This window comes from Acinetobacter sp. ANC_7513 (assembly GCF_056779915.1).
In genome coordinates, this window is the sequence record NZ_JBWYIW010000001.1 from 259,116 (window position 1) to 276,432 (window position 17,317).

The 17,317-nt window shown below is 38.3% G+C and carries 17 protein-coding genes; 11 read left to right on the forward strand and 6 right to left on the reverse strand.

Annotated elements, in window-relative coordinates; genetic code table 11:
- Positions 1 to 100: 100 nt before the first annotated feature.
- Entirely contained in the window at positions 101 to 481 is a 381-nt protein-coding gene (locus AC1M9B_RS01225; protein WP_481608351.1) for a hypothetical protein, read from the forward strand.
- A 50-nt stretch (positions 482 to 531) separates the two neighbouring features.
- Here the strand turns inward: AC1M9B_RS01225 and rlmKL are convergent, their stop codons facing one another.
- Positions 532 to 2,736, reverse strand: a complete 2,205-nt coding sequence (gene rlmKL, locus AC1M9B_RS01230; RefSeq protein ID WP_481589786.1) for a bifunctional 23S rRNA (guanine(2069)-N(7))-methyltransferase RlmK/23S rRNA (guanine(2445)-N(2))-methyltransferase RlmL — start codon at positions 2,734 to 2,736, stop codon at positions 532 to 534.
- A gap of 170 nt (positions 2,737 to 2,906) precedes the next feature.
- On the opposite strand from rlmKL, the gene AC1M9B_RS01235 reads away from it, so the two are divergent.
- From AC1M9B_RS01235 to AC1M9B_RS01260, 6 genes are all read left to right on the forward strand, one after another.
- Complete coding sequence (locus AC1M9B_RS01235; protein WP_481608352.1) at positions 2,907 to 3,524, forward strand: LysE family translocator; 618 nt, start codon at positions 2,907 to 2,909, stop codon at positions 3,522 to 3,524.
- Between the two features lie 306 nt (positions 3,525 to 3,830).
- Positions 3,831 to 4,847: an aspartate carbamoyltransferase catalytic subunit gene (locus AC1M9B_RS01240; RefSeq protein WP_481608353.1), complete on the forward strand. Its 1,017-nt coding sequence runs from the start codon at positions 3,831 to 3,833 to the stop codon at positions 4,845 to 4,847.
- A 10-nt stretch (positions 4,848 to 4,857) separates the two neighbouring features.
- Complete coding sequence (locus AC1M9B_RS01245) at positions 4,858 to 6,093, forward strand: dihydroorotase (RefSeq protein ID WP_481608354.1); 1,236 nt, start codon at positions 4,858 to 4,860, stop codon at positions 6,091 to 6,093.
- 191 nt (positions 6,094 to 6,284) lie between these two features.
- Positions 6,285 to 7,184, forward strand: a complete 900-nt coding sequence (locus AC1M9B_RS01250; protein ID WP_481589789.1) for a lysozyme inhibitor LprI family protein — start codon at positions 6,285 to 6,287, stop codon at positions 7,182 to 7,184.
- Positions 7,185 to 7,312: 128 nt separating this feature from the next.
- Positions 7,313 to 8,338 carry a lysozyme inhibitor LprI family protein gene (locus tag AC1M9B_RS01255; protein ID WP_035265899.1) on the forward strand — a complete coding sequence of 342 codons (1,026 nt, stop codon included), beginning with the start codon at positions 7,313 to 7,315 and terminating at the stop codon, positions 8,336 to 8,338.
- A gap of 85 nt (positions 8,339 to 8,423) precedes the next feature.
- Entirely contained in the window at positions 8,424 to 9,200 is a 777-nt protein-coding gene (locus tag AC1M9B_RS01260) for a Rossmann-like and DUF2520 domain-containing protein (protein ID WP_481608355.1), read from the forward strand.
- 27 nt (positions 9,201 to 9,227) lie between these two features.
- Here AC1M9B_RS01260 and trmB read toward each other — a convergent pair whose 3' ends face one another.
- Positions 9,228 to 9,944 (reverse strand): tRNA (guanosine(46)-N7)-methyltransferase TrmB, encoded by a 717-nt coding sequence (trmB, locus tag AC1M9B_RS01265; protein ID WP_035265903.1) that lies wholly within the window; start codon positions 9,942 to 9,944, stop codon positions 9,228 to 9,230.
- A 210-nt stretch (positions 9,945 to 10,154) separates the two neighbouring features.
- Here trmB and AC1M9B_RS01270 point away from each other — a divergent pair, with 210 nt between their 5' ends.
- Complete coding sequence (locus AC1M9B_RS01270) at positions 10,155 to 12,617, forward strand: ExeM/NucH family extracellular endonuclease (protein ID WP_481608356.1); 2,463 nt, start codon at positions 10,155 to 10,157, stop codon at positions 12,615 to 12,617.
- Positions 12,618 to 12,653: 36 nt separating this feature from the next.
- Here AC1M9B_RS01270 and AC1M9B_RS01275 read toward each other — a convergent pair whose 3' ends face one another.
- Positions 12,654 to 14,099: a SulP family inorganic anion transporter gene (locus tag AC1M9B_RS01275; protein WP_481608357.1), complete on the reverse strand. Its 1,446-nt coding sequence runs from the start codon at positions 14,097 to 14,099 to the stop codon at positions 12,654 to 12,656.
- Positions 14,100 to 14,308: 209 nt separating this feature from the next.
- Between AC1M9B_RS01275 and AC1M9B_RS01280 the strand changes: the two genes are divergently transcribed.
- From AC1M9B_RS01280 to AC1M9B_RS01290, 3 genes are all read left to right on the forward strand, one after another.
- A complete protein-coding gene (locus AC1M9B_RS01280; protein WP_092766135.1) occupies positions 14,309 to 14,920 on the forward strand; it encodes a glutathione binding-like protein in 612 nt (203 codons plus the stop codon).
- Between the two features lie 264 nt (positions 14,921 to 15,184).
- Positions 15,185 to 15,376 carry a glutathione S-transferase N-terminal domain-containing protein gene (locus tag AC1M9B_RS01285; protein ID WP_481608358.1) on the forward strand — a complete coding sequence of 64 codons (192 nt, stop codon included), beginning with the start codon at positions 15,185 to 15,187 and terminating at the stop codon, positions 15,374 to 15,376.
- Between the two features lie 156 nt (positions 15,377 to 15,532).
- Positions 15,533 to 15,847 carry a glutathione binding-like protein gene (locus AC1M9B_RS01290; protein WP_481608359.1) on the forward strand — a complete coding sequence of 105 codons (315 nt, stop codon included), beginning with the start codon at positions 15,533 to 15,535 and terminating at the stop codon, positions 15,845 to 15,847.
- A 31-nt stretch (positions 15,848 to 15,878) separates the two neighbouring features.
- Here the strand turns inward: AC1M9B_RS01290 and AC1M9B_RS01295 are convergent, their stop codons facing one another.
- Genes AC1M9B_RS01295 through AC1M9B_RS01305 form a run of 3 tightly spaced genes read right to left on the reverse strand, consistent with a single transcriptional unit; the run spans position 15,879 to position 17,255 of the window.
- Positions 15,879 to 16,664: a thiazole synthase gene (locus tag AC1M9B_RS01295; RefSeq protein ID WP_092766137.1), complete on the reverse strand. Its 786-nt coding sequence runs from the start codon at positions 16,662 to 16,664 to the stop codon at positions 15,879 to 15,881.
- 12 nt (positions 16,665 to 16,676) lie between these two features.
- On the reverse strand, positions 16,677 to 16,874 hold the full coding sequence (thiS, locus tag AC1M9B_RS01300) for a sulfur carrier protein ThiS (RefSeq protein ID WP_481608360.1): 198 nt from the start codon (positions 16,872 to 16,874) through the stop codon (positions 16,677 to 16,679).
- 15 nt (positions 16,875 to 16,889) lie between these two features.
- Positions 16,890 to 17,255 carry a DUF423 domain-containing protein gene (locus AC1M9B_RS01305; protein ID WP_035265913.1) on the reverse strand — a complete coding sequence of 122 codons (366 nt, stop codon included), beginning with the start codon at positions 17,253 to 17,255 and terminating at the stop codon, positions 16,890 to 16,892.
- Positions 17,256 to 17,317 lie beyond the last annotated feature (62 nt).

Sequence of the window (17,317 nt, forward strand, 5' to 3'; positions counted from 1 at the left end):
AATAAATATATAAATAAAATTACAATAATAATTCTCGAGATAAAAAATGGAATTCATAAGTGTTACTTTTCGACGGTCAATTTTAATTTCTTGCATGCTGATGTGTGGTTTTCAATGGGCAACTGCACAGCAATTAGAAGAATCTGAACTTATCGAACAGCAAGTGATTGATCAGAATTTGAATGAAAATTTAGTGCAAGAATTAAAAAAAGAAGTATCACAGAGCGCTGAGGTACAAATACAAAATCAACAACATTTGGCTCAGACTCAAGCAGAAGAATTTAATCAGAAGCAATTGGTTTCAAATGCAGTTTCTGATTTTGAATTGAGCAAAAAAGCAGATCCTGAGCAGATTAGCAAAACCATTAAACCACTGACGTATTATCTTTATGATACGCTACCACGTACTGTCTATGTTTCAACAGATCCAACCATTATTGTGACAAAGGAATATTCATCTTCAAAAAATTTAAGAAAATAAAAAAGGGCAAACGAATTGCCCTGTTTTTTATTAGTCAAGCTCTCAAATCATTAGGCTTGAAGATGTCTAATTTTCCATGAACGGTGAATTTTAGTATTACGTTTAAAGTCTAGACCAATTGTTTCATGGGTGAGTTCTTCAATGTCATAAAACGCTTTGATTTCGTCGTCTAATTCAAAACCACGATAGTTATTTGAGAAATACAGCGTACCACCAGTGGTTAAACGATTCATTGCACGTTTAATCAGGGATAAGTGATCACGTTGAACGTCAAACGTACCATGGAATTTTTTAGAGTTCGAGAACGTTGGCGGATCGATAAAGATCAAGTCATATTGTTCATGACCTTCTTTTAACCATTCAAAACAATCACTGGCAAAGAACTGGTGTTGTTGGTCAGCATGATCAACCGTTAAACCATTTAAGACAAAGTTTTCTTTAGACCAGTTCAAATAAGTATTTGAAAGGTCGACACTGGTCGTGCTCGCAGCACCACCTAACGCAGCATGTAAACTTGCAGTTGAGGTATAACTATATAGATTAAGGAAATGTTTACCTTTCGCTTCAGCAGCGATGCGTAAGCGAATTTGGCGATGATCGAGGAAAAGACCAGTATCTAAATAATCTGTGAGGTTAACCAAGATTTTCGCTTTGCCTTCTTGAACGATAAAGCGTTTAGAGGCAGTACTTTGTTTAGTGTATTGGTTTTTACCTTCCTGACGAGCACGAGTCTTGATAAAAATGGCATCGCGACCTAAACCTGTGACAGCACGGATTGCTTGTAAAGCAAGATTAAAACGTTTTTTCGCTTTTTCAGGATCGATTGATTTTGGTGGGGCATATTCTTGAACATGCAATCGGTCACCATATAGATCTACGGCGACATTGAAGTCTGGTAGATCAGCATCATAAATTCGCAAACAATAGATATTTTCTTTTACAGCCCATTTTTTCAAATTCTGCATATTCTTTTGCAAACGATTTGTAAAATCTTCAGCACCTTCAATTTTATCGAATTGAAGTGGTTGCCAATTGGCTAAGAAAGGTTGTGTCACAACAGGTGGCTTAATCTTACCTGAGCGAATATAAATAGGTAGCTTACCATTCATTAAGCGAAGCGTTTGAGTTTCGCTAAATGCCAACACGTCTGCTTGTTCAATTTGAGCTGCAATAACTGCGGCAGTTTGGTTGGCAAAGTTCTTTTGAAGTAAGCCAGATAGACCAAGATAGAATGAACGGCTAGAGCCTTTATCACCAAGACGCTCACCATAAGGTGGGTTAGTGACAACGACCACAGATTTACCTTCTGCCTTAAAATCTGGCCAATCAGAAAGGGTGCGCTCTTCTATTTGAATTTGATCTAGCAATGCCTCAAATCCTGCAGCGCGGATATTATTTTTGGTTGCTTTTACTGCTTCCCAATCTGCGTCAAAGGCATAGAATTTTGGAAGCGGTTTTTCTAAGGCAACTTTGTGACGTTCCGCAGCTTCACCTTTAATTTGCATCCAAAGATCATGATCATGACCATTCCAGCCATTAAAGCCGAAACGACGAACCAAACCAGGAGCACGGTCAGTTAACATCATCAAAGCTTCAATAATGAATGTTCCTGAACCACACATTGGATCAAGAACAATATCTGGATTCTTTTCAATTAATTTTGCATGTTGAAGGATGGCTGCAGCCAAGTTTTCTTTGATGGGTGCATCAGTCATATAGTGGCGATAGCCACGTTTATGCAATGAATCACCAGACAAATCTAAACAGAAAGTATGTTCTTTCTTACCAGCCAAAGCATAAATGGTTATTTCAGGTTGTTTGATATCGATGCTTGGACGTTTACCGACAGCCTCCATGAAGGAATCTACGATACCGTCTTTTACACGTAATGTGGCGAACTGGCTATTGACCTTGATCTCACGTTCAACATGTAAACGCACAGCAAATGTACTTTGAGGTGCAAAAATAAGCGACCAGTCAAAACTATTTGCACCTTCGTAGAGTTCTTCAGCTACATCGCGTGCATCGTGAGTAAATTCTACTTCAAATGTATGGATGGGCGTCAAAACACGTGATGCAAGACGAGACCACATACAAATGCGGTAGGCATCAGCCAATTGACCTTTGAAAACCAATCGCCCAGGGAAACGTTCAACGTTTTGTACTCCTAAACCTTCAATTTCTTCTTGAAGTAAGGTTTCAAGCCCATCTGCACAGGTAACCCAATATGTAGAAAGACGAGGTTTAGAATTCATGAACATTCCCAAAGACAAATAAAGCAATCGCATATTTTAACTTATTTTTGATTTTAAAACTGCTTTAATACGTTGATCCAACCATTTTAAAAATAATTTAAATTTAAAGATTGATTGAAACTGGTTGATATGGCCCCATAAAACTAAAAAACACTAAAAGATAAAAAAATATGCTGGCTTTAATTTTCTCTATGTTTACCTTTTCATTATCGATGTCTATCTCTCCTGGACCTGTTAATTTAACTATTCTCAGTAGCAGTATGAACTTTGGTGTCCGAAAAACTTTTGCTTTTATTTCAGGTGCTACCATTGGATTTACTGCTTTACTTGCAGCAGTTTGCTTTGGTCTATATCAGATTATTTTATTGTATCCGGTTCTTTTGGATGCTATTGCGCTGTTAGGAACGGCTCTATTGGTTTGGATTGGCTGGAATATTTTAAGTGCTAAAGGCGAGAAAATTCAAACGGATCAACAAGATCTAGAGAAAATTCCAAATTTTACGCAAGGTGCTTTAATGCAGTGGCTGAATCCAAAAGCTTGGATTGCCGCCGTTTCAGGTACAGCCCTATTTTCAGCTTCAGAGAATAGTGTTTCTTTAGCGCTTTTTGTTTTGATTTATTTTATGGTCTGCTATGTCTCTTTATGGCTTTGGGGATATGCAGGGGAAAAATTGGCCCAGTTTCTTAATGTGGGAAATCGAGCAAGAATTTTGAATAGGGTGATGGGAAGTCTTTTAATCGTGATTGCTATACAGATGTGTCTCACTCATTTTTTAACATATCCATAAAACTATGAGTGGATCATTTATTAAAAATTTCTAATTTTATAATCTAACTCACTATTTCAGGAAATTTGATTGAACAGATGTATCAAAATAAAGATAAACAAGCTTTTATGTAGGAGTTAGGAGCCTAATTTTGAGGGAATTAGAAGATTTCAACGGAATACTTTTGGTTAAATTAAGTTTCTGAAAAATTTTATGAAACGTCATAAGTCGTGATTAAGTTAGATATTGATCAGCTGCAGTGTGGGTCACTGCCAAATCATTTTAGAATCTGTATAATACGTTGACTTAACGTATAAGGAATCTCTCATGCACTTCGCTGCATTGCATACACCGAGCCAGATTCAACTCAACCAAGATGGGAATCTCAAACACTTCCTCACCATCGAAGGCCTTTCAAAAGAAACTCTTACAAAAATATTGGACACTGCACAGTCCTTTTTTAATGACCAAAATCAGCTCATTACCAATAATATGCTTGAAGGCAAAACGGTAATGAACCTGTTTTTCGAAAATTCGACACGTACACGAACGACATTTGAAGCAGCGGCAAAACGTCTTTCTGCCAACGTGCTCAATATTGATATTGCTCGCTCAAGTACTTCTAAAGGCGAAACACTGAGAGATACACTGTGGAATTTAGAAGCAATGGCGGCTGATATCTTTGTGGTTCGACATTCTTCATCGGGTGCTGCACATTTTATTGCGAAGGATGTTTGTCCAACTGTTGCGATTATCAACGCGGGTGATGGACGTCATGCGCATCCAACACAAGCAATGTTGGATATGCTTACGATTCGCCGTGAAACCAATAAAAAATTTGAAGATATTTCCATTGCAATCATTGGGGATATTAAACATTCACGAGTTGCACGTTCTGATGTGGCTGCATTGCAAACATTAGGTTGTAAAGATATTCGTGTGATTGCGCCGAATACGTTACTTCCTTATGGCTTCGATGAATATGGTGAAGGTGTTCGCCTATTTAACAATATGGAAGCTGGGATTAAGGATTGTGATGTCATCATTACTTTACGTATTCAAAATGAACGTATCGATTCACCTGCATTATCTTCACAAGCTGAATTTTACAAAATGTATGGTTTGAACAAAGAGCGTTTGGCTTTGGCCAAACGTGATTGTATCGTGATGCATCCAGGGCCGATGAATCGTGGTGTTGAGATTGATTCAAGTATTGCAGATGGTCCTCAATCAGTGATTTTGAATCAGGTGACCAATGGTATTGCGGTGCGTATGGCAGTTCTCGCGCTGGCGATGCAGGGTCAGTTACAAGAACAAGGTTTAATTGAAGCAGTTGCGGTATAAGGAATCAGTCATGTCTATTGTTAAAGTCGAAAATGTACGCGTCCTAGATCCAATTGCTCAAACTGATCAAATACAAACTATTTTTATTCAAGATGGAAAACGCATCGAAGCGACTTCAGATGTGCATGAAAGCATCGATGGGCAAGGCAAATGGTTGATGCCAACGATGGTTGATTTGTGTGCACGTTTACGAGAGCCAGGTCAACAACAACATGGAACGTTGAAATCTGAAGGTAAAGCAGCACGTGAAAATGGCATTTTACATGTATTTACCCCACCAGATTCAAAACCTATCGTTCAGGACAATGGTGCTTTAATTCATGGTCTTGTTGAAAAGGCAATGTTAGATGGCAGGATTTACCTTGAAGTGATAGGTGCACAAACACAAGGGCTTCAAGGAAATCAACCAGCCAACATGGCAGGTTTAAAAAAGGGTGGTTGTACTGCTGTATCAAATGCAAATGCACCTTTTGCGAATGACGATGTGGTGCTTCGTACGCTTGAATATGCTGCAGGTTTGAATTTAACTGTCGTATTCTATGCTGAAGAGCCTCAAATTGCGAAAGATGGCTGTGTGCATGAAGGCTTTATTGCTTCACGCCAAGGTTTACCAATGATTCCTGCTTTGGCAGAAACGGTCGCGATCGCAAAATATCTATTAATGATAGAGGCGACAAAAGTCCGCGCACATTTCGGATTACTGTCTTGTGGTGCTTCGGTTGAGTTAATACGTATCGCGAAGGAAAAAGGATTGCCAGTCACGTGTGATGTTGCAATGCATCAGTTACATCTTACGGAATCTTTAATTGATGGATTCAATTCCTTGGCACATGTACGTCCACCTTTGCGTTCAGAGTCTGATAAAGAGTTACTTCGTCAGGGAGTGAAATCTGGAGTAATTGACGCGATTTGTACGCATCATGAACCACTCAGTAGTTCTGCAAAAATGGCACCTTTTGCAGAGACTTTGCCAGGTTTTACTGCTTTTGATTCATATGTTCCTTTTGGAATCAAATTGATTGAAGAAGGTTTATTTAGTCCATTAGAGTGGGTTGAAAAAGTAACGAGTGCGCCAGCTGCTGTTGCACAAATGACTGAGACATGGAAAGCACAGGCTGGATGGGTGCTGGTTGATCCAGATTTGGAATGGACACTTGATAAATCTTCTATTATTTCTCAAGGTAAAAATACACCGTTGATTAATCAAAAAGTCAAAGGTAAGGTAATTCGTACTTTCATAAAATAATGTGAATTCAATCATTTAAAGGTCGATTAATATCGGCCTTTTTTATTTTGGATGATTGAATAATTCATGATTCAGTATATTTTATGAAGATCTGTATTTTTTAATAAAATTTAACTGAGAGCTTTAATAAGAATCAAAACAAAACCAATGAGGTTTGGTATCAAGAGCTTGAGTTTGATTGGGGGAGTAGCATGAAACTTCGGATGAAAACATTGACCACATTGTGCATGGTTGGTGCATTGTCAGGATGCCAACAAGTGTATTCAATCATGTATGCTTTTAATCGTTGTGATCAACCTGAAGTGCAATTAAAACTCGAACAAGTCATCCATAAAGACATCGCGAATATCTCAGCGACTCAACTCAAAAGTATTATAGAAAATGATCAAGTTATTATAGATGGTCAACTCTTACAGCGTAGTTTGAAACCAGTTCAATTTAAAATTGAAAACATTGATAAAATAAAGAAAATGAGATCCTCTGATCAGACGATGTGTACAGCAAGAGTCACTGCTGAACTACCATCAAATTATCTGACGGATGCTGATGTATCGCGCGCATTAAATCGAGAGTCAAATGTTTTAGAATCAGCTGCACTTTCTCAATTAAACTTTGAGAACAATCAGATTTCTACTGAGTTAAATTATAGTGTACGAATTTCAGAGCATGAAGTAACTGTACAATTGGTGAATGCACTACATTTCACCAGTTTTATGCAAAAAGTTCTAATAGATGCCCATTTGAAACCATCACGTTTGACGGCTTTAGTGTTAGATCGTCAAAAGAAACAAGCACTTTTAAATCAGCAAAATAAAACATCAGATGATTATCAATCCATTCTTATTGCTGAAGCACAACTTAAATTAGATCAAGCCAATGAAGATCTAAATTCTGTATGGAGTAGAGCTTCACTTCAAGCACGCCAAAAAATACAATACGAGCAAGAACTGTGGGCAAAAAAGCGTAATTTAGAATGTAAATTAAATAGTGAAGGCGCCGATAATCCTGAAGTTTTTCGATTGAATTGCGAAACAAATATGGCGATTAGTCGAACATCTGAATTACAGCAAAAAATTTTCACTCTAAGTTAGGCATTGATTAAACAGGGTTGTTGAGCGTTAGCTTTTACACATCAAATTTTAAAAAAATAAAAATGTGATGGAGTTGTTGTTTTTTATTTGATTAAATATGTCAAAATTATAAATATGCGGTATAAAAAATGACGTATAAGATTAAATTGGCTTTGATTATCTCTACCATCTTCGTTGCAGGTTGTGATCTGAATAAGAAAAGCAAAGACACCTCACAGAATGTAGAAATTGCTGATTGGAGTTGTACTTCTCCTACGAATGTCAAAGAAATTGAACGCTTTGCGCAACAGGAATATAACAACATTTTAGATCGTCGTTTAAAAGCAACAGATCAGTATGAGTCAGATTTAAAATTACTTTCCCAAATCAACTCATCGCTTAGATTTGAACTCAAGTCGATTACAACAACGAGTGATCCTTCAAATGCAACAAACAAATTGACGTGTTCAAGCCAGTTGGTTATCCACCTGCCGAAGGGGCTTCAACGTCGTGCTGAAAATGCATACCTTGAAAAACCTTGCGAATACGAATGTGAACATGACGAAGGTAGTTATACGCTCCAACATTGGATTAATGATGTTCATGGCAATATCAGTTATGGGCAAGATAAGCTCACAGGCACTTTGAATTATGAGATTACCAAGACGGATAAAGAAGGTTTAATGCTGAGTGTGCAACCTGATAATGCATTGTTAGATATTGCTGCAAGTATGACGAGATATGCTGTTCAATTTGAAGCATTTCGTAAAGCAAATCAGAATGAATCAAAAGCTTACGAAGAGTATGAGGCTGTTCAACAAAAACAAAAGGCCTTGGCACTCAAAGCTATGCAATTGAGAAAATCTGATTTAGATAAAGAGCAAGCAAGAGCTGTCGAGCGACTTAATTTAACTTGGGATAATTTGAGCGGCGAACAAAAAGAGCAGCTAAAGAGCGATCAAACTGAATGGTTCGAACGTCGTGACGTGGACTGTAAAGTGGTCTCTCAAAAGTCAATTGAAAGTATCCCAGAAAAAGAACGCGAAACTTATCAGCAACATTATCAATATTGGGACAATGAAATGAATCAAATGAATGTTGAGATGCAATATTCTAAATGTTTCATTCAAAAGACCAATGAGAGAATTGTATACCTAAACAATGTGTTTAATTAATTCATTACAATATAGCAAAAGGGCGAATTGATTCGCCCTTTTTTTATCGGCATGCTTAGGTATACAGAATATATGTGGAAGCGATATGCGTATTAGTGTGATTGGAGCAGGGCGCGTAGCTCATCATTTGGCTCAGGTATTGAGTCAGCATCATGAGATTGTCCAAGTGTTTAGTCGAGAGCAATCTAAAGCCAATTTGTTGGCGGCTTTAGTAAGAGCTAGACCATGCAATGCGATTGAAGATCTCGAAGACACTGTTGATATTGCATTATTGGTGGTGAGTGATAAGGCAATTGAAGAAGTTGCTCAAAAAGTTGCAAAACAGCTTCCTCAGGCTTTAATTGTACATACGTCTGGCAGTACCCATATCTCTAAAATCACGCAATATCATGAACGTGCGGGTGTGTTTTACCCCCTACAAACCTTTAGCTTTGAAAGTCAAATTGATTGGTTTAGTACGCCAATATTTATTGAAGCGATGCGCGACCAAGATTTAGCATCCTTGACTCAAATGGCAAAAGAGTTAAGTCAAAAGGTTTATCAATATGACTCAACACAGCGCTTGAGTTTACATCTAGCAGCAGTATTCGCGTGTAACTTTACCAATTATTGCTATGACGTTGCTAAGCAGCTCGTAGATGCACAAAAAGTCGATTTTAATTTATTGTACCCATTGATTTTGGAAACTGCGAAAAAAGCGACTTTGAATCCCCCAAAGCAGGTGCAAACTGGTCCGGCGATGCGTGGTGATCAAAACATTATCCATATGCATCAGGAGATGCTGGCGCAGGCTGGACGTACGGATTTAAGCCAAGTGTATAGTGTGGTGAGTGACCAAATTTATAAAAGACAATCAGAATAAAAAACAGGACTTAAGTCCTGTTTTTTATTATTGAATCTTTTTAAATAAGAAGTCGTTAATTTTGTGGCCTTCTTCAATTCCACGACGTTCAAACTTAGTTTGAGGACGCCAGTCAGGGCGAGGATAACTGTTACCTTTACCCGCCATATTTTCTAAACGAGGGCGGTTATCTAATACATCTAACATCCATTCTGCATAGGGTTCCCAATCGGTTGCAGCATGGAATGTTCCACCCATTTCAAGTTTTTCTTCAACTAAAGGCATACGATCGTGTGAGACAAAGCGACGTTTATGGTGACGTTTTTTCTGCCAAGGATCGGGGAAATAAAGTTGAATTGCATTGATACTGTTATCAGGCATTTCACGCAAAACTTGAATTGCATCCGCATCAAGTAAACGTAAGTTTGTCAAACCAGCCATACCCGCTTCATATACACATTGTGCAATGCCAGGAACATGTACTTCAATGCCGACATAATTGCGTTCAGGATTGGCTTTTGCCATAAGTACAAGAGAGCGCCCCATACCGAAACCGATTTCAACCGTCAATGGACGTTCAGGATGCTCAAATTGCTGACGTAAATCACCAACAGGATATTCCAAAATTAAGTGACCATATTGTTCAAGCGCAGTTCGTTGAGAAGTATTCAACGGAGATGAACGGCGCATAAATGTGACAATTTCGCGATGCTCGTTCAAGTTGTCTAATTCTACAACTTGCGGGTCTAATTGATCGTTCGACATAACTTTGGCAAATGAGAAAAAATTCGAATGCGGTATTTTAAGACCTGAGTCTCCTAAGTCAAACCTTTTTCTACCTGAAAGCGCTACGTAGCTATCAATGATTTGTCGATCTATTCATGAACTTTTTCAAAATGTCATGAATTGTTCATCTACTTGTCATGCCTGTACACTAGGCTTGGAAAATAATATGAACAATGAATAAGACTTAAAATGAATAAAATAACGCTAAATAAATGGGTGTTCAATAAACTCACATTATCTTTATGTTTGATCGGATTTAGTTCAACGCCCTATGCTGAACTCATGATCAGCCAGTATGTGGATGGTAATAACAACAAGAAAGGTATTGAACTATACAATCCAGATGGAGGTGTTGTTGATTTATCCGCGTATCAATTAAAAATATTTCCGAATGGTCTAACCACCGCGAATTTGACGGTTAAGCTGCAAGGAACTTTAACAGCTCAGCAGCACTTTTTAATTGGACATTCAAATTTAAAAACTGAATTGGGTGAAGCTGTTCAGCAAACTGCTAACCTTTCATTTAATGGCGATGATGCAATTGTTCTCTATAAAAACAATGTGGCTGTCGACCGTTTTGGTGCGATTGGAATACAGCAAAACTGGGCAACCGGTTTAAGCTTTGAACGTACAAAGAAAACACATGATGTCGTTTCGATAGATCCATCTGCACCCTTTGAAATTCAAAAAGAGTGGGCTAAATGGTCGGATCGCAATGCTTTTAACCAGTATTTAGCGATTAGTACAAATGAACCAATAGAGCCATCTCCGACGACTCTAAGTTGTAACTCTGCGAATACACCTATCGCTGAACTCTCACAAGCAGCTAAGAATCAAAACTATACTGTGAAGGGGGTGATTACTGCGGATTATCGTTATGCGAATGGATTCTCAGGTTTCTATATCCAAACCCCTGATGCTAAAGCAAAACCCGATCTAACTAACGCGATTTTTGTATATGCTCCTGCTTCAAGTCCTATAAAAGGAGGAAAAGTCGGAGAAGAAGTCGTTCTTAAAGGTCGATTAACTGAATATCAAAATCAGTTACAGATTGATAATTTATCCGAAAATATTTTAACTTGTAATCAAGCGGCAAGCGCTTGGATAACGCCATTATCAATCGAGTTACCATTTGAGAGTTTAGCTAACGCGTCAGGGCATGCGCCAAAGCGTTATCAAGGTATGTTGGTTAAAATCCCTCAAACATTAACGGTAAGTGAAAATTACAATTATGGTCGCTACGGACAACTGTCACTAAGTCTAGGACGTTTGTTTATGCCGACCAATATTTATCCAGCTAAATCAGCACAAGCAACGGCATTGGCGCAAAAAAATCTTTTGTCCAAAATTGAACTTGATGACGGATATAATGCACAAAATTTAACGCCTACATTGCCAAGTCAGTTTAGTGCTTTAAATACTTTACGTGCAGGTGATCAGTTAAATGCTGTTGAGGGTATTCTAGAATATCGATTCAATTCTTGGCGTATTCAACCTGTACAAGGTCGTACTCAAATCCAAATTAAAGCGAATAACCCGCGGCCACCAATGATTCAGAAAAATTCAAACCAAACCCGTGTCGTGGCTTTCAATGTTTTGAACTATGATAATGGTTTAAATGGTTTTCCAACTGAGCGAGGTGCTAGCAGCAAAGCTGAGTTTGAGAAGCAACATGCCAAAATTGTCAGTGCAATGAAAGAAATCGATGCTGATGTAGTTGGTTTAATGGAAATTGCGAATAATGGATATGGTGAAAATAGTGCTATTGCATATTTAACACGAGCACTTGGATCGGAGTGGAAATATATCACTCCGCCAAATTCAAATCGATTAGGTGATGATGCGATTGCTGTTGCGATTATTTACAACAGTAAGCGTGTAAAACCTGTTAACGCTGCTGCAGTGTTTGATGACCAGTCACAAAGAAATCGAGTGACCCTTGCTCAAAGTTTTCAACCAGTGAGTGGCGGTAAAATCTTTACGGTTATTCCGAATCATTTGAAGTCTAAAGGAAGTTGTCCTTCAAATGATCAATCTGCTGATGCGGATCAAGGTGATGGTCAGGGATGTTGGAATGCGACACGAGTTAAAGCGGTACAACAACTCATGCAGTGGATTGCAAAGAATCCAACGCAAATTACAGGTCATCCGAATACGCTCTTGATTGGTGATTTAAACAGTTATGCAAAAGAAGATCCTATCTTGGCTTTAGAGCGTGCTAATTATACGAATGTACTGGCGGACAAAGTTGTAGGGCTCGGCGAACAGGCGTATACCTATGTATTTGGTGTCGACAGTAACAAAGCTGGATTTGGTGGAGCAGGTAATTTGGATCATGCTTTAGCTGATGCTTCGCTATTTCCTGCGGTTAAGCGTGCATTTGTATGGCACATTAACGCTGATGAGCCAACTAATCTAGATTATAACGAAGAATTTAAGACTACAGAGCAGAAGTCGCTCTTTTATGCTGATCATGCATTTAGATCATCTGATCATGATCCAGTGATTGTCGACTTAGAGCTCAATAGCTCAACAAATGCTGAGCAGCCACAGCGTGACACTAAGTCAGGTGGTGGTTCGTTGAACTGGCTATCCATTTTAGGATTAAGCCTGTTAGCCTTGGTTGGTTGGAGACGCAGAAACCATTCCTAAAACTTAACAGTAAAAAAGAGCCATTTGGCTCTTTTTTTAAGTATTTGAGATACGTTCTATCAATGTTACGCTCGCTTGGTTTAGACCAATCACACGTACCTGAATTCCTTGGGCTTCAAATTTAGCCACGACATTCGCTAACATATTGACAGAAGTGATGTCCCAAATATGAGCATAGCTGAGATCTATTTCTACTTGCTTGATATCTTCTTTGAAATCAAAAAATGCATAAAAAATTTCTGCGCTACTGAAAAATATTTGACCTTTCACCGTATAGTAGCGCACGTGATTTTCTAATTCAGATTGAACTTTTACTTCACTCTCGAGTTTATTAATGAGAAATAAGGCTGACAGAACTACACCAATCAATACGCCTAGAGCAAGGTTATGTGTTGCAAGAACAATCACCACGACAGTAAGCATGACAACATTACTTTGCACGGGATGTTTGCGGAAATTTTTTACTGAATCCCAATTAAATGTCGTGAACGCGACCATGATCATAATGGCGACTAAAGCAGCCATAGGAATATAAGCCAACCAATCTTTAAAGAAGACCACGAGACATAGTAAAAAAACACCAGCCACTAATGTCGATAATCTTGTTCTTGCACCTGAGCTGACATTGATGATGGATTGACCGATCATTGCACATCCAGCCATACCCCCCATAAAGCCACTTACCATGTTCGCGATCCCTTGACCGCGACATTCTTGATGACGATCTCCTTCAGACTCAGTCATTTCATCAATCACAGTCGTAGTCATCATGGTCTCAAGCAAACCAACTGTGGCGAGCGTGAGAGAGTACGGTAAAATAATAAGTAAAGTGTCGAGATTGAATGGAATTTCAGGAACTAAAAATACAGGCAAGGTATCTGGGAATGCACCTAAATCACTAACTGTTCTCATGTCAGCGCCAAGTAGAAGTGCCAATACACTGAGTACAATAATACACACTAATGGCGATGGTATGATTTTTCCGATTTTGGGTAAATAGGGAAATGCGTAAATGACCAATAAACCAATCGCTAAAAATATATAGCCTAAGCTATTCATTTGAGCAATTTCTGGAAATTGAGCGATAAAAATGAGAATCGCTAAAGCATTTAAGAAACCATAGACCACTGACTGGGAAACAAAACGCATGAGTTTTGCGACTTTGAGATATCCAGCGATAATTTGAATTACACCTGTCAGAATCGTAGCTGCCAATAAATATTGTAATCCGTGTTCTTTAACAAGAGTGATCATCAGCAGCGCCATCGCACCTGTAGCAGCCGAAATCATAGCAGTCCTACCACCAAAGAAGGCGATCGTAACAGCTATACAGAATGAGGCATACAGACCTACCTGAGGATCAACGCCAGCTATCGCCGAAAATGCGATTGACTCTGGAATCAAAGCTAAGCCTACGACTAAGCCTGCAAGTACGTCAGTTCGAATGTTAGAAAACCACTGATCTTTCTTTAAATAAATCACAATTTGCCTTTCACAAAGATGTAGCAGCGCTATGGTAAAACATCACACAAATAAAAGCTGAAAAAAGCTTGAAAATTAATTCAATCTGCACAATATTCATAAGGAGATCATCGATGTTTACGCTTGCTTGCAATTTAAAAAACAGTTCTTATTGAAAAAAAGCGTGAAGCAATTTAAAAATGATAGTAGTTAGATAACAAGGAAAAAGTATGAAGTTGTATTATTCGCCAGGTGCATGTTCACTCGCAGCGCATATTATTTTAAATGAAATTAATGTTGATTTTGATTTGGTTCGTGTTGATCTTAAAACTCATACCACTGAAAAAGGCGAAGATTACTTCGCAATTAATCCTAAAGGCTATGTGCCGGCGCTAGAAATTAATCCTGGCTTAATTTTAACGGAAAATGTCGCAATTTTACCATTTTTGGCACAGCATGATCCTGCTCAAGATTTAATCCCCCCTTCTGGATTAGGTCGAGCAAAAGTATTAGAGTGGCTTGGTTATCTAAATTCTGAATTACACGATGCTTATGCAGTGTTTTTCGGTGCACCGCTCACGGACGATGCTAAACAAAAAGCGTATGCCGAAGTTGATCGTTTACTGACATTCATTGATAAAACAATTGGTGAATCTAATAATGATTATTTGGTAGATGATAATTTTGGACCTGCAGATGCGTACTTATTTGTACTCACCAATTGGTCTAATCATATTGAACATGACTTGAGTCCTTATAAAAATATTATTCATATACGCAATAAAGTTGCAGAGCGTCAGTCTGTACAGATTGCGATGCGAGATGAAGGATTGATTCCTTAACAGGTAAGGTTTCGTTCCGTTTGTTTCGAGAAAGAGCCGAAAGGCTCTTTTTTTACTCTAAAATTTTCAGAGTAATTTCACAAAGATTATTTAGAAATAGAGAGCATTAAAAAGACAAATTTTTCATCATAATTCGTTTCAGATTCAGTGGTAATCCATTAAATAAGATATCGTTATTCATGATATTTTTTGAACTAAACATTATTTAAGTTGCTGATTTAAATCTGATATTTATATTTTGTATTTAAAACGGTGGACTAAAAAATGAGTTTGAAATTATATTCTTACAACGAATCAGGTAACAGTTATAAAGTACGTCTGTTAGCAGCATTATTGAAAGTGGATCTTGAAATTGTAGAACTAGATTATTTCAGTGATGAACAGCATAGTGAGAAATTTTTAAAAATTAATCCAAAAGGCGAAGTGCCAGCATTAGTAGATGGCGATATTGTTTGAACTGATTCTGCCGCAATTTTGGTGTATTGAGCAGGTAAATATTCAGATAAAAACACATGGTGGTCTGAGGATTTAGTAGAACAAGCTAAAATTGTAGATTGGCTTGCTTTTGCTGCCAGTTGGGTTCAATACGGGGTTTTCACGGCACGCGCGATATTGTCTTTCAAAGGTCCATACAATGGTTTGGGATTAGAAAGTACTGAGCAAACACTTAAAGAGGCGAAAATACGTGGTCACAAATCTTTGGCTATTTTAGATGGTGTGCTCAAAGACCGTGAATGGTTTGCGAATAATAGACCAACTATTGCGGATATCGCAGTGTTTGTCTATGTCGCGTTAGCACCTATGGGTGATATTTCTCTAGAGCCTTATCCAAATGTACGCGCTTGGATTGAAAGAATAAAAAATTTACCTAACTTTATCAAAATTGATGGATTGGATGATCCTTTGTATCGTCGACGAGTGAGTTAAGAAAAAACCCACTTTTAAAAGTGGGTTTTTTTTATTTAAAAAAGTATCCAGTTTCTGGAGAGCTTGCATTTGCCATACGTTTACGTGGCATACGACCAGCAAGATAAGCCTCGCGTCCAGCTTCAACGGCTTTTTTCATAGCAGAAGCCATTAGAATCGGATTCTGTGCAGCAGCAATTGCAGTGTTCATGAGTACGCCATCACAACCTAATTCCATCGCAATAGCAGCATCACTAGCTGTACCAACCCCAGCATCCACCAATACAGGGACTTTGGCATTTTCTTTGATGATAGAAATGGTATGTGGATTAAGAATACCTAAACCAGAACCAATTAAACTCCCCAAAGGCATAATAGCGACACAGCCCATACTCTCAAGTTCTTGCGCGACGATAGGATCATCAGAGGTATAAACCATGATTTCAAAACCATCATCGATCAATGTTCTTGCAGCTTTTAAGGTTTCAGTAATATTAGGATAAAGCGTTTTTTCATCACCTAATACTTCAAGCTTGACTAAATTGTGACCATCTAAAAGTTCACGTGCGAGCATACAAGTGCGAATGGCACTATTGGCATCAAAGCAACCAGCTGTATTGGGAAGAATGGTGTATTTTTCCGGTGGAATCACTGAGAGTAGGTTAGGTTGATCTGGATTTTGACCAATGTTTACGCGACGGATTGCAACAGTAACGATCTCAGCACCACTGGCTTGGATGGCTAAGTCAGTTTCCTGCATATCCTTATATTTTCCAGTGCCCACTAATAGTCGTGAACTAAATGAACGTGATCCTATGATCAACGGACTATCTTCCATATTTACTCCGAGTTAACCACCGCCAACAGCATGAATTATTTCTATACGGTCAGCATCTGAAATAGGGGTATCTGCTAGTTTACTTTTTGAAATGATCATTTCATTTTTTTCAACAGCAAATCGTTTACCTTCTAGCGATAATTCTTGAATCAGTTCTAATAAGTTTTGGCATTGCGTTTGAATCGACTCGCCATTTAAAAAAATATTCATCAGATGACCTTCAAATTAATGTTGAATTTTGAATGCTTGCCATGCTAAAAGTAGCCAGCCAATAATCATCAATGCTCCACCAAGAGGCGTAATTGCCCCTAACCCGCGCGGGAGCCCTAAAGCCATGAGATATAGAGATCCACAAAATAAAATGATACCGAACTGGATGAAGATAAAGCTGAATTGAGTTGAAAAGTTTGGAATTATTTTTGGTATGAGGGCGAGTATTAATAATCCAATTGCATGATAAAAGAAATAATCAGTTGCAGTCTGCCACCATGTCAGTTGGGCTTCGGTTGCACGAGCTTTAAGGCCATGAGCGCCGAAAGCACCTAGCATTACGGCAAGCGCTAAATTAATGGCTGATATTGAGATCCACATCAGGTTATTCCCAATCGAAAATTGCGTCATACGATAGCATACATGACGTACGATTTTTTTAA